Annotated in this window: 12 protein-coding genes; 4 read left to right on the forward strand and 8 right to left on the reverse strand. The window is 64.0% G+C overall.

The genetic code is table 11. The annotated features are described in order from the left end of the window. Positions 1-49: 49 nt before the first annotated feature. Complete coding sequence (locus NFI08_RS01150) at positions 50-769, forward strand: YebC/PmpR family DNA-binding transcriptional regulator (RefSeq protein ID WP_108132350.1); 720 nt, start codon at positions 50-52, stop codon at positions 767-769. Positions 770-960: 191 nt separating this feature from the next. Next, positions 961-2,061 (forward strand): GGDEF domain-containing protein, encoded by a 1,101-nt coding sequence (locus NFI08_RS01155; RefSeq protein WP_253028769.1) that lies wholly within the window; start codon positions 961-963, stop codon positions 2,059-2,061. Positions 2,062-2,154: 93 nt separating this feature from the next. Here the strand turns inward: NFI08_RS01155 and NFI08_RS01160 are convergent, their stop codons facing one another. Next, entirely contained in the window at positions 2,155-2,946 is a 792-nt protein-coding gene (locus tag NFI08_RS01160) for an META domain-containing protein (RefSeq protein WP_349586612.1), read from the reverse strand. A 148-nt stretch (positions 2,947-3,094) separates the two neighbouring features. Continuing rightward, positions 3,095-4,816 carry a diguanylate cyclase gene (locus NFI08_RS01165; protein WP_349586614.1) on the reverse strand — a complete coding sequence of 574 codons (1,722 nt, stop codon included), beginning with the start codon at positions 4,814-4,816 and terminating at the stop codon, positions 3,095-3,097. A gap of 268 nt (positions 4,817-5,084) precedes the next feature. Here NFI08_RS01165 and NFI08_RS01170 point away from each other — a divergent pair, with 268 nt between their 5' ends. Together NFI08_RS01170 and NFI08_RS22845 are read left to right on the forward strand one after the other, a co-directional pair. Beyond that, on the forward strand, positions 5,085-5,387 hold the full coding sequence (locus NFI08_RS01170) for a hypothetical protein (protein ID WP_045991267.1): 303 nt from the start codon (positions 5,085-5,087) through the stop codon (positions 5,385-5,387). 153 nt (positions 5,388-5,540) lie between these two features. Further along, positions 5,541-5,708, forward strand: a complete 168-nt coding sequence (locus NFI08_RS22845; protein ID WP_502881049.1) for a hypothetical protein — start codon at positions 5,541-5,543, stop codon at positions 5,706-5,708. Positions 5,709-5,821: 113 nt separating this feature from the next. Here the strand turns inward: NFI08_RS22845 and NFI08_RS01180 are convergent, their stop codons facing one another. From NFI08_RS01180 to NFI08_RS01205, 6 genes are all read right to left on the reverse strand, one after another. Beyond that, on the reverse strand, positions 5,822-6,346 hold the full coding sequence (locus NFI08_RS01180) for a helix-turn-helix transcriptional regulator (RefSeq protein WP_349586617.1): 525 nt from the start codon (positions 6,344-6,346) through the stop codon (positions 5,822-5,824). Positions 6,347-6,878: 532 nt separating this feature from the next. Further along, a complete protein-coding gene (gene guaA / locus NFI08_RS01185) occupies positions 6,879-8,456 on the reverse strand; it encodes a glutamine-hydrolyzing GMP synthase (RefSeq protein WP_045991086.1) in 1,578 nt (525 codons plus the stop codon). Positions 8,457-8,623: 167 nt separating this feature from the next. Further along, entirely contained in the window at positions 8,624-10,093 is a 1,470-nt protein-coding gene (gene guaB / locus NFI08_RS01190) for an IMP dehydrogenase (protein WP_349586621.1), read from the reverse strand. Positions 10,094-10,219: 126 nt separating this feature from the next. Further along, positions 10,220-11,437, reverse strand: coding sequence for an ABC transporter substrate-binding protein (locus NFI08_RS01195; RefSeq protein ID WP_349586624.1), 1,218 nt, complete (start codon positions 11,435-11,437; stop codon positions 10,220-10,222). Continuing rightward, complete coding sequence (locus NFI08_RS01200; RefSeq protein WP_348827046.1) at positions 11,437-12,882, reverse strand: sensor histidine kinase; 1,446 nt, start codon at positions 12,880-12,882, stop codon at positions 11,437-11,439. Before NFI08_RS01200 ends, NFI08_RS01195 begins: the two co-directional genes overlap by 1 nt. After that, positions 12,879-13,547, reverse strand: a complete 669-nt coding sequence (locus tag NFI08_RS01205) for a response regulator (RefSeq protein ID WP_045991089.1) — start codon at positions 13,545-13,547, stop codon at positions 12,879-12,881. Before NFI08_RS01205 ends, NFI08_RS01200 begins: the two co-directional genes overlap by 4 nt. Positions 13,548-13,598 lie beyond the last annotated feature (51 nt).

Genomic DNA, 13,598 nt, shown 5'->3' on the forward strand with positions numbered 1-13,598 from the left:
GACTCTCGTAGAATTCCAGACTCGTGTAGACACGCCACAGGAATACGCAATGGGCAGGGCCTTCCAGAACCGCAAGGAATCCATGGCCAAGACGGCCGCCGCCAAGACCAAGGTCTACAGCAAGTACGGACGCGAGATCTACGTCTGCGCCAAGTCCGGAGGCGTCGATCCGAACGCCAATCTGTCGCTGCGCAGCCTTCTCGACCGCGCCAAGAAGGACCAGGTACCGGGTCATGTCATCGATCGGGCGCTGGAGAAGGCGTCGGGCGTCGGCGGAGAGGACTACTCGCTGGCACGCTATGAGGGCTTCGGTCCCGGCAACGCCATGGTGATCGTCGAATGTCTGACCGACAATCCCAACCGGACCTTCGGCGACGTTCGTGCCTGCTTCACCAAGACCAAGAGCAAGATCGGCACACCGGGCAGCGTTAGCCACATGTTCGACCATCTGGCGATCCTCGCCTACACCGGCGAGGATGAAGAAGCCGCGCTGGAAGCCTTGATGGAAGCCGACGTGGATGTCACCGACATCGAGAACGAGAACGGCCTGATCACCGTGTTTGCTCCGCCGACCGACTACGCCAAGGCGCGTCAGGCGCTGCGCGAATCCCTCGGCGCCGAGGAGTTCGAGATCGACGAGATCCAATTCCTGCCCCAGGCCACCACGCCGGTGGAGGGGGATGACTTGGCCATGTTCGAAAAGCTGCTCGACATGCTCAACGACCTCGATGACGTCCAGAACGTTTACCACAGCGCTGAATTACCCTAGCGCATCGACGCCTTTCGACTGACGAAACTGCTACAGTTAAGTAGCATCGCAGTGCCCGGCAGGGGCTCGTACCCAGGCATGAGCCCTGCCCTGACACTGCTTCCGGGCATGGGATTCGATAGAACTGCGAGGACTCTACCGTTCGTTGGAACGCTTCGACGACTACTTCCACCGAGAGCGAGTTTCCGTGCATGGCCCCATTTTCAACCCTGACCCAGGCTGCCGCACAACGCCCGGACAACATTAGACACCGCAATCTTCGCAAGCACCTGCTCACCCGCTGGGCCAGTCTGATGGGTGCGGCGGTGCACTTCCTCTTCATTCCACTGTTCTGGGTGCTCGATCACTCGCTGCTGGCGCTGGTCAACGTGATCAGCGTGGCCATGTGGCTTGGCGCCTATCTCGCCAATCAACATGGCGAGCAGGACCGCGCGGTCTACCTGATCACCACCGAGGCTTACTGCCACGCCATCATCGCCACCGTGATCCTGGGTACCTCCGCCGGCTTCCACTTCTACCTGCTGACACTGTCCTGCTGGGCGGCCGTCACCCACTCGGTCAAGTGGGTCGCGCTGGTGCTCGGTCTGATGGGGATGCTGATCTTCCTGTTCCTGGAGTTCCCGCTATCCCAGATGTTTCCGCTGGAAAGCGGCCCCGGCTTCCCGCTGATGCTGGCGACCCTGAACCTCTCCTGTGCGCTGTTTACCATGGTCGGCTTCGCCATGCTGGCGCGCCACGTCTACGAGACCCAGGAAGAAACGCTGACCAGCATGGCGACCCGTGATGCCCTCACCGGCCTGCACAACCGTCGTTTTGCCGGCGAATACCTGCGCCAGTTGTCAGGCGACAGACAGGATGGCACCAACACGCCCTACAGCCTCGCGCTGATCGATATCGATCATTTCAAGCTGATCAACGACAAGCATGGGCACAAGGTCGGCGACCAGTGCCTGATCCAGATTTCCGATTTGCTGGTGCGCCACTTTCGCCGCTCGGATGTACTCTGCCGCTGGGGCGGCGAAGAATTCCTGCTGATCTTCCCCGGCGCCGACTTGAACGAGATCCTGCCGGTGCTCGAAGGTTTCCAGGAGCGCCTTCACAGCCTTCCCATCATGCACAACGGCGACGTCATTTCCTTGACCGTCAGCGTCGGCGTGACCAGCCATACGCCCGGCATGCACTATGATCTGCTGATCAATCGCGCCGATCACCTGCTTTACCGAGCCAAGGCCGAAGGTCGGGACAGAATCATCAGCGATCAGACCGGGGAGCAGGTCCCACCGCCGCTCTAGCCGGCAAGCGCCAAGCGACCACTCGGACAGCGCTCGGTCATCGCTCCCACGCCAATCTAATGCCGCCCGTCAAAGCCTGCCTTGAGGTAGGACTCAGGTCAGGTGCACCACCTCGAATCGCGCCAGCACCTTGTCGTTTTCATCGAGCAGTTCAAGCTCATCGGCCAGTAGACGAAACACTCTGGTGGCCCCCAGTGCCTCGACCAGCGCGCGCTCCTGGGCCATGACAGGCCCCTGGCAGGCCTTCCTGGTAGTCGCCAGCGGGGCCAGCGACAGCGCATCCCCCTCCCGCTGGTAACTTCCCATCAAGCGGTTGCACCCTCCGGATCCGGCCAGACGACCCTCCTGGGTGTGCAGCACGATATGCGCAGAACCGTCGACAGCGACTTCTCCGTCGACTTGCACCAGCTTCCAGTAGCGCTCTTCCAGTGGTTCGCGCAGCGGTTCGGGCAGACGCGCCAGGCGGGCAGCCTCGCCATCCGGCGTACGCGACGCCTGCGACACAAGATCGCCACCCTGCACGACTTGCCACCGCTGCGCCGCTTCCGGGGCGGGCTCGCCCAGCGACAGTTCGCCATCCGTCAACTGCCACTGACCACGGTGGCGGCGGCGAGGTTGCTCGCCGGGTCCCAGGTGGGTCTCCTTGAGCAGATATCGCCCCCCGTCATCGAGCGCCAGATCGAGACGTACCGCCTTGCAGTCATCACAGGACAGTTCACCACGAAAGCTCGCAGGAAGTGGCGCCAGGCTGGATGCCTCTGCCGGGAACGACTCGCTCGACCCGGTGCCACTCGACGACGCCCCGGTACAACCGGCCATCAGCAGCAACAGCCAGGCCGTGCCCCACAGACGCGACTGGCGTAGAGTTCCTGGAGTCAGTTTCATGGTGCCCCCTTGGTGTTGAAGAAACGATGCTGGCACACGGCTGTGGCAACATATAACGCATCTTGGACCGCCATCCTGCCAAGGGTTCCCCGCCTGCGCATGTCGAAGATCAGGGAACCGGCCAGACGCCAGACTTCAGAAGGTACCTTCATGAGGTTGTCGAGGCGACGCCACCGGAGGCATTCAGCACCACCCGATCGCGGCCGGCATACTTGCCTCGATACAGCGCCTGGTCGGCCCGCCGCAACAGTGCTGAGGCGCTCTCGCCCTCCAGTCGTTTGGCCACCCCCAGAGTACAGGTCAACAACACCTGCTCTCCGGTGAGCAACGTCAAGGGCGTCGTCGCCAGACCCTTGCGAATGCGTTCGGCGATATCCAGCGCCTGATGCTCGTCGCGCTCCTTGAGCAGAATCACGAACTCTTCTCCCCCGTAACGACACACCGGATCGATGTCGCGCACGACCTCCTCGATCACCTTGCCCAGATGCTGCAGCGCGCGATCACCTTCGGCATGCCCCCAGCCATCGTTGAATCGCTTGAAGTTATCGATATCCAGCATGATCAACGACAGTGGTCGCCCGCTTACCTCGGCCTGGGCCACCGCAGCGGGCAAGGCTTCATCGAGATAGCGGCGATTGTGCACACCAGTAAGACCATCGAGATAGCTCATGCCGTGCAACCGCGCCTTCTCCTCCAGCAGCGTCTCTCGCTCGCGCTGCAACAGACTGATGCGATCGGCCAGGGCCAGCGACAAGAGGATGGCCTCCAGCGCGGAACCGATCTGGAAACCGTGCAGCGTCCAGAAGTTGTGGGGGGACAACCCATAGGTCACCAGCAGCAACAGAACCACCCCGACCACCAGCACCGACCACGCCATCAACAGCCACTGCGCGGCGCGGAAGCCGCGCCACAAGCCGCGCACCGACGACAGCAGAAAAGCCGTTAGCGTCAGCACCCCCAGCAGCGAATAGAACACCACGGTCAAGAAGCTCGGCAGCAGCCAGGCGATGGCGGCGGCCAGCGCCAGGAGCCAGCACAGCCACCGCATCAACGAGTCCACTCTCGGGTCCTGGCGCGCCGTCATCAGAAAACGCCGGCAGAACTGCAACCCGCAGATGCTGATCACCGACAGGGCCGTCAGCAGCAAGGCCTCGTTCAGGCGTGCCCCCATCTGCGGGAAGTAAAGCAATAGCAAGCCGTTCTGACACAAGAAGTAAGCGCCCGCTCCACTCAAGAACCCCAGATACCAGAGGTAGTTGGTATCGCGAAGACTGAACAGTAGAAGGCTGTTGTAGATCACCAGGCCCGCAATCAAGCCGAAATAGAGCCCCTGCCCCAGCAACAAGTCACGCCAGTAACGGTGTAGATCGACGTCATCCAGTACCTGCACATTGAAGCGTATCGCCTGATCGGTCTCGACGCGCAACAGCAGGTCATTCGTTGCCACAGGCAAGCGGAACTGGGGCAAGGCAGCAGCGAGCCCCGGATCATCGGCAAAATGCGTCTCCCTCTCGACGGGGCGACACCCCGAGTCGTCACAGACCAGCAGCTCGACTCCCTGAACCAGCGGATTGGACAGCACCAGGCGCTGCCCGGGCAGAGCACCCACCACCCTCAGTCGCAGCCATACCGGATGCGCCTTGAGTCCCAGGCTGACCTGCTCATCGAGAGACTCTGCGGTAACCGTAGTAAGCGCCCCTTTCTCCGGTGGCTGCTGCCCCTGGTGGTCGAGTACCCACAGCGACACATTGGGCTGTGGGCGAGAGGCCTCCCCCGCCAGCTCCCACGCCAGCAGCACCACCATCGCGGTCAACAAAAGCCAAAGCCGCCCCATGCCTCTGCCCGACTCACCTCCCCCGCCCCACTGCATCGCAGCACTCCTTGTCGCCCAGACTCAGTGTAGCCGCTTCCTTCCGGCATACCTTTCCTGCCGCACTGTGCCGCCAGCGAAGTTTCAACCCAGAGGAAGGATAGTGCCCGCATCCCCCAGCAAGGACTCACTTACAAGAGACGACCCAACAGGGTTGAGGTAGCGCCCCCGAGGGAGGGAGTGGCAAGGACGTCATATGCGAGTATGCTGGGACCTGAACGTGATGAAAGAACAGGAGATCGCTCACTTCACCAGCAAGGAGGTTCACATGAAGGTCTACAAACCTCAGTGGCAATGTACCCTCAACGTGACCGAGGGCGCAGAGCAGACCGCAAGCTGGAAGAATCGCCTGGCCTGGCAGCTCAGGCAGATGGCAGACCGTCTCGAAGGAGGCCGCCGCACCCTGATTCTGGATGTGGATGTCCAGCCCTCCATCGCCAAGGACGATGTGGATCGTTGCCTGGGCAAGGGCTTTGCCCTTTCCCAGACCCTGATGACCGAGCTGGCCCAGCAGGCCGCCTGCGAGGACATCATGCGTGACGCCAAGGCAGAACTGTACGAGAGCGATTGAACGACAGAGTCCCCGACCGGCGCGGCTTGATGGTGCCGCCTGACCCGGGCCAATCGTCTGCACCTGAACGCACAACACCCGCCAAGTGGCGGGTGTTGTGGTTTGTGGAAGCTCGATTTCAGAAACGCCAGCGTTCTCAAAGATGGTCGGGCGGTGTTCAATATCGCTGGAAACAAGTATCGACTCGTCGTCTGGATAAACTACGCCTACAGAAATGATATGGAAGCTTCACCAGGGGCTGGGTATTCCAGCCGAAGCACTCATCAAACCACCCAAGGAACACGCATAGACTCGTCGCCGCCGATCATCCTCCCCGCATGACGTATCCTTGCTGGCCACAGAGCCAGTCAAGGTCGTAACGATACTCCGACCGTATATGCGACGGGCAATGTTATGGGCCATAAGTCGGGCTATAAGACGGGCTACAAGAAGGACTAGGCGGTCAGAAGCTCCATATCCCCACAGCAATGCACGGGGTGGCGTTGGGTCTCCTTGGCAATATTCACCGTCAAAGCCACCTTCGCCACTTCCAGCACACCGGCATCTATCGTGTAGCCTCCTCTGCCCTTGAGCCACTCAAGCACCTCGGCGAGATGCCAGATCGAGGCGCTACCTTCGTGAACCGGAACGGGAAACGTCGCTCGGTGGGAAAGCATCAACTTGCGCATTGCCTGTCGGGAAACACCCACAACATCCGACACATCGGTCAAACCCACCAGGTCCGGCGAAGCCTCGACAAGACGTGCCGACGACACGGCGCTCTTGACGTCGGACAAGGCAGAGCGCATCGCCTCTTCGGCACTGTCTGCTTCCCGGGAAAATTCCAGCGCCAGGCGCCCCGGTTGACCGACACCCACCAAAGCATCATCACAACCCGCAGCGCCAAGGCGCTCCACCAGGGCATCCGGGTCGCAGTCGTGGTCAGCCAGTTGGTATTTCAGTGTAAAAATATACTCCAAGGCTCAATCCTCCGATTCCGACTCACCCCGGCGCCCCCACTTCAACTCGCCAGCCCTCCCCTTCCGCGTGCCTGATCGCGGCTTCAATCTCCTTTTTCGGGTGCGATGGACGAGTCATTCCTTGCCTCCAGTATGGGAACGGCCACTCATAGTTGTCAACTGACAACCCTCACCCGCCCCTTGTGCCAGAAAAACTCCTTCGCGATGGCTTCACCCCAGTCACCAAGGGTGTACGACGGCTTCAATCAAGCCGGCGCCAATACGGACATGGTGAGGGGGGATGGGGACCAGCAGTAGCGTTGCTTCCCACAGGGGATCAATAACCATCAAACTCACCTGTTTCAGCGTATTCATCGACACCCACGCCATGACAGATCGAGAGCCGGTACCGGGCACCACCGCGTTGGAGCAAGTCAGATGGCCCGCCTGGCCCGGGCCAATCATCTGCACCTGAACGCACAACACCCGCCTAGTGGCGGGTGTTGTGGTTTTCGAACATTGCACCGACGCCGTCAGGTCGTCGGATCAGGGATCATTCCCACTCGATCGTCGCCGGCGGCTTGGACGAGACGTCGTAGGTGACGCGGGAGACTCCGGACAGTTCGTTGATGATGCGGTTGGAGACCTTCTCCAGCAGTTCGTAGGGCAGGTGGGCCCAGCGGGCGGTCATGAAGTCGATGGTCTCGACGGCACGCAGGGCGATGACCCATTCGTAGCGGCGGCCATCACCGACCACGCCGACGGACTTGACCGGCAGGAACACCGCGAAGGCCTGGCTGGTCTTGTGGTACCAGCCGGAGTTGTGCAGCTCTTCGATGAAGATGGCGTCGGCCTCGCGCAGGATGTCGGCGTACTCCTTCTTGACCTCGCCGAGGATACGCACGCCCAGGCCCGGCCCCGGGAAGGGGTGACGATAGACCATGTCGTAGGGCAGGCCGAGTTCCAGGCCGAGCTTGCGCACCTCGTCCTTGAACAGCTCACGCAGCGGCTCGACCAGCTTGAGCTTCATCGTCTCCGGCAGGCCACCGACGTTGTGGTGGGACTTGATCACGTGGGCCTTGCCGGTCTTGGCGGCGGCCGACTCGATCACGTCCGGGTAGATGGTGCCCTGGGCCAGGAAGTCCACTCCCTCGATCTTGGCCGCTTCGCTGTCGAAGACGTCGATGAAGGTGTTGCCGATGATCTTGCGCTTGGCTTCGGGGTCGGCCTCGCCTTCGAGCTTGCCGAGGAACAGCTCTTCGGCGTCGACGCGGATCACCCGCACGCCCATGTGCTGGGCGAAGGTCTCCATCACCTGATCGCCTTCGTTCTTGCGCAGCAGGCCGTTGTCGACGAACACGCAAGTCAGCTGATCGCCGATGGCCTTGTGCAACAGGGCCGCGACCACCGAGGAGTCGACCCCGCCTGACAGTCCCAGCAGCACGTGGCGGTCACCGACCTGGTCACGCACCCGGGCGATCTGGTCCTCGATGATCTTGGCCGGCGTCCAGTTGCGCTCGGCGCCACAGATCTCCAGCACGAAGTGCTCGAGGATGCGCTGACCCTGCAGGGTGTGGGTGACCTCGGGGTGGAACTGTACGCCGTAGAAGCGCTTTTCCTCCCAGGCCATGGCGGCGATCGGGCAGCTCGGGGTGGAGGCGGTGACGGTGAAGGTCTCCGGCACCTGGGCGACCTTGTCACCGTGGCTCATCCACACGTCCAAAAGGCCGCGCCCGCTGTCCGGATCGACGTGATCCTTGATGTCCTTGAACAGCGCCGTCTCGGCGTCCAGGCGAATCTGGGCGTAGCCGAACTCGCGCTTGTTGGAGCCCTCGACCTTGCCACCCAGCTGCTCGGCCATGGTCTGCATGCCGTAGCAGATACCGAACACCGGCAGCCCCATCTCGAACACGCAGGCCGGCGCCCGCGGCGAGTCCAGCTCGGTCACCGACTCCGGGCCACCGGCCAGGATGATGCCGTTGGGGCGATACTCGCGGATCTCCTCCTCGGTGATGTCGAAGGCGCGAATCTCGGAGTAGACGCCGATCTCGCGCACCCGGCGAGCGATCAGCTGGGTGTACTGGGAGCCGAAGTCGAGGATCAGGATCTTGTGGGCGTGGATATCGGTCATGGGGACTTACCTTGCAGGCAGTGGGGCCGGTGGGCCGAGCAATCGAAAAGCGAAAAGCTGGAAGCGGCGGACCGCTTCCAGCTCAGGGTGACGAGGGGCGAGTCGCCCCGCGCGCCCTCTGGTGCAACGCGTCTGGTGCGAAAACGCCTGGCGCGTCACGTCAGCGCCTACCCTGCTCGATAGTTGGGCGCTTCCTTGGTGATCTGGACGTCGTGAACGTGGGACTCGTTGAAGCCGGCGCCGGTGATCTTGACGAACTCGGGCTTGGTGCGCATCTCGTCGATGCTGGAACAGCCGGTGTAGCCCATGGAGGCACGCAGGCCACCCATCAGCTGGTGCACGATGGCACCCATCACGCCCTTGTAGGGCACCCGGCCTTCGATGCCTTCCGGCACCAGCTTCTCGACGCCGTCGTCCTTGTCCTGGAAGTAGCGGTCGCTGGAGCCCTGGGTCTGGGACATGGCGCCCATGGAACCCATGCCACGGTAGGCCTTGTAGGTACGCCCCTGGAACAGCTCGACCTCGCCCGGCGCCTCCTCGGTGCCGGCCAGCAGGCCACCGACCATGATGCAGCTGGCACCGGCGGCCACCGCCTTGGCGATGTCGCCGGAGAAGCGCACGCCACCGTCGGCGATCAGCGGGATGTCGAACTCCTTGAGCGCCTCGGCCACGTTGGACACCGCGGTGATCTGCGGCACGCCGACACCGGCGACGATGCGGGTGGTGCAGATGGAGCCGGGACCGATGCCCACCTTGACCGCGTCGGCACCGGCCTCGGCCAGCGCCCGGGCGGCGTCGGCGGTGGCGATGTTGCCGCCGATGACCTGGATCTGCGGGAAGTGCTCCTTGACCCAGCGCACCCGCTCGATCACGCCACGGGAATGACCGTGGGCGGTATCGACGACGAGGGCGTCGACGCCGGCCTCGGCCAGCGCCTTGACCCGGTCAGGGGTTTCCGGACCTGTGCCCACGGCGGCGCCGACCAGCAGGCGGCCATCGGCGTCCTTGGCGGCGCTGGGGAAGGTGCGCGCCTTCTCGATGTCCTGGAAGGTCACCAGGCCACGCAGGCGGAAGTCGCCGTCCACCACCAGCATCTTCTCGACCCGGTGCTCCTGCATCTTGCCCTTGATGACGTCCAGCGGGGTGCCTTCCGGCACGGTCACCAGGCGATCGCTCGGGGTCATGATGTCGGCGACGCTGTCGCCATGGTTGGGCTGGAAGCGCATGTCACGCTCGGTCACCAGGCCGACCAGGGTCTCACCCTCGACCACCGGGAAGCCGGAGAAGCCGTGTTCCTTGGCCATCGCCAGCAGGTCCTGCAGCTTGGCCTTGGGTCCGACGGTGACGGGATCCTTGACGATGACGCTCTCGTGCTTCTTGACCTTGCGCACTTCCAGCGCCTGCTGAGCGATGCCCATGCTCTTGTGGATGATGCCAATGCCACCTTCCTGGGCCATGGCGATGGCCAGGCGGGCTTCGGTGACGGTATCCATGGCGGCGGAGGCGAGGGGAATATTGAGGAAGAGGTCGCGAGTCAGGCGGGTCCGGAGACTGACGTCCTTGGGGAGAACGTCGGAATAGCCGGGAACGAGCAATACGTCGTCAAACGTAAGTGCTTCTTGGGCCATACGTAGCATAATCGGCAACACCCACTGAGGCTTTAGAGGGAGGGAAGAAGTTAATCGCCCATTATAACGTTCCGCCCCGGCCTCCGGCAATGTGCCAGCTTGACACATCGATGCTCCTCGGTTGCCATCCGCCGTCTACTCCGGCGCCAGCGCCCCGCTACCCCGTTCGACCGCTTCATCCAACGCCTGCTCGCCCTGAAAACGCGCTCGCCAGTGGTCGGTGAAGGCCTCCCGGCGGGCAGGATCGACGAAGGCCAGCAAGGTGGCGTTGGGCAGTATCGGGTAGAGCCGCTCCCCCACCTGGGTGCGCAGCCTGGCGGCGGTGTAGGGGCCGGTCACCCCCGGCAGCACGCTGAACAGTGGCGTCTGCCCCGCCAGTACCCGCTGGCCACGCTGACTCAGCAAAAACTTGACGAAGGTCTCGGCGGCCTCAACGTGGGGGGCATCGCGATGCACGAAGGCCATGCGCATCAGCACCAGCGAATAGTCCCTGGGCACCTGCACGATCACCTCGGGATGTTCCTGGGCGTAGACCATGGCGTAGGAACCCAGCAGGTTGTAGCCGAGCCAGTAGCGTCCCTGGCTGAGCCCTTCGAGCATGGCCCGGGTGGTCGTCTCCAGGCGGGTATCGACACGCCCCATGGCGCCGACCAGCTCCCAGAAGCGCGAGGAGTAGCGAGCATCCTGCTGGGCCAGGGTGTAGCCCACCCCGCTGGAAAGCGGCGAGTAGGTGGTCACCTTGCCCGTCAGCCAGCGGGCCTGGGTCGCCAGCAGCGCGTGCAGGTCGCCATGGGTCTGGGGCGGCAGCATATGCCGCGACAGATCCAGCCGATAGGCCATCACCACCGGCTCGAAGGTGAAGGCGAAGACCTCGTCGCGCCAGCGCGCCCACTCGGGCCAGCGCTCGATCTCCGGGCCACTCAGGCGCCGCGCCAATCCTTCATTGACCCGGGCCATCTGCCACGGCATCGCCGAGCTGATCACCACGTCAGGCGCTCTGCTCGCCCCTTCGCCCGTCGCCTGGCCTCCCTGAAGATGTCCCACCACGCTGTCGTCCACCTCCCGGGTGGTGCGATCCTCAAAGCGCAGGGGAATCTGGGGATAGGCCTGGCGAAAGGCGTCCAGCAGCGGCGCCACCACGTCGAGATCCAGCGCCGCCGAGATCACCAGCGGATCGTCATCTGAGGGGGTGCGGCTGTCGCCGCTGTGACAGCCACCCAGCAGCAGAAGCATGAGCAGTAAAAGCGGCAGCCACTGCGACACCACCAGGGGCTGCCGCCGTGTGACCTGCGTCGCACAGCGGGCCGGGAGACGTTCACAGGATCGAAGGCGTTGTCCGGGCTGCAGGGACATCAAGTACTCTCTCCTGGATTCACGCCGGCAGCAAAGGCACCGGTGACATCCTGTTCGTCCTTCGCCAGCGGCAGCCACAGCACCACCTCGAGTCCCTGCGGCGAGCGGTTGGCGAATTGCACGCGGGCGCCCATGCGCCGGGCGGTGGTATCGACGATGGCAAGACCAAGCCCGGAGCCCTCGGTGTCCTGGCGCCCACCCCGCTGAAACGGCTGCCCCAGCGTCGCCAGCGCCGCGTCGGCGACACCAGGGCCGTCGTCGACGATCGACAACCGCGCCCAGTCGCCCTCGCGCGCCAGATGCAGGGTGATCTCGCAACCTGTCGGCGTGTAGCGCAGGGCGTTGTCGATCAGGTTGCCCAGGGCTTCGCGCAGTGCCCAGTCCTCGACACAGACCTTCAGCGGCTCGGCTGGCAGGCTGCCAAGCCCGAGGTCATGCTCCGCCGCCCGCTCCCGCGCCGCCCAGTCCAGGGCGACGTCGCGTACCAGCTCACCCAGGTCGAGCGCAGGCAGCGCCGTCTCCCGGTCGAGGTGGCGCAGTCGTGCCAGCGACAGCAATTGGCCGGCCAGTCGACTGGTGTCCTCGGCCCGGGCGTGAACGCGCATGAGCGCCTGGCGCCATTCATCCGGATCACTGCTGCGAAGGCCCAGCTCGCTGACGGTCTTGAGTCCCGCCAGCGGCGTCTTGAGCTGGTGGCTGGCGTCGGCGGTGAAGCGCAGAAGATCCTCGCGTCCCTGGCGCTGACGGGCGAACAGGTGGTCCAAGGCCTGGGCGAGCTCATGAAGCTCCTTGGGCACCCTGGTCGCCAGCGGACTGAAGTCATCGGCGCCGCGCCCACGAATCTGGCGGCGCAGGCGGCGCAGGGGAGACAGCGCCGCGCGCATGGTCAAGCCCATCAGCACCCCGGTCAGCAGCACCATGGCAATAAAGCGCGACAGCGAACGCTCGAACAGTGAGCGGGCCAGGGCTCGGCGCCCCTCGAGGGTATGCCCGACCCACACCTGCACCGGCAGCTGGGTGACCCAACCCGCCGAGGCCACCCGCTGGGCATGCAGACGCAGCTCTCCCAGCGTCGTGGTCAGGTCCCGCGACATACCGCCTTCATCCAGCGCCTGCTGCCAGGCGGTGGGGATGTCCACCGGCCAGTTACGCGACAGCGTCCTGCCTTCATCGTCCAGCACCGCGTAGAACACCCGCGCCTGGCTGTCGGTGGCGAGGATCTGCAGCGCCGCCGCCGGCACCACCACCTGGGGGATGCCGTCCTGCCAGCGCACCGCCTCGGCGATGGTCAGCGCCGCCGCCTGCAACTGGGCGTCGAAGGCCCGCGCCGCCGCCCGCTGACTGCTGACCCAGGCCTCCACCATCAGCGCCAGCCCCAGCACTCCGACGGTGACCACCAGCCAGCCACCGAGCCGACGCTTGAGTGATCCATCGACCTCGATCACCCGTCGTCCTCTTCCAGACGGTAGCCAAGTCCGCGAAAGGTGCGGATACGCAGACCTGCGCCCTTGAGCCGCTTGCGCAGCCGGCTGACGTAGACCTCCAGGGCGTTGGAGCCCACCTCGCCGAAGCCGAAAAGTCGCCCTTCCAGGGTCTCGCGAGGCGCGATGGCTCCAGCGTGCAGCAACAGGCTTTCGACCAGCAGCAATTCGCGATGGGGCAGCGCCATGGGCTCGCCGAACAGACTGGCGGCGCCGCTGGCCGGATCGAAGGACAAGGGACCCAGGCCAAGACGGTTGTCGGCACGCTGCTGGCTGCGCCTGAGCAGCGCGCGTACCCGCGCCTCAAGTTCGGCCAGTTCAAAGGGCTTGGCCAGGTAGTCATCGGCCCCCAGGTCGAGTCCCCTGACCCGGTCATCCAGGGCGTCCCGGGCGGTCAGGATGATCACCGGGGTGCGATCGCCCGCGTCACGCAACTCGGCCAGCAGTGACAGGCCGTCACCGTCGGGCAGCCCGATGTCCAGAAGCATCAGGTCGACCCCACCCTGGCGCAGCGCTGCCCTGGCATCACTACAGCAGGCAAACACCTCTACGGTATTGCCAAGGGGGGTCAGGGCCTCGACCAGCGAGCGGCTGATGAGGGCATCATCTTCGACGACGAGAAGGCGCATGCGACTAATGTCTTATCCAGGCAGGGAGGGCATGACAGGTTGATGAAAGCT

The organism is Halomonas sp. EF61 (assembly GCF_040147045.1).
GTDB classification, from domain to species: domain Bacteria; phylum Pseudomonadota; class Gammaproteobacteria; order Pseudomonadales; family Halomonadaceae; genus Halomonas; species Halomonas litopenaei.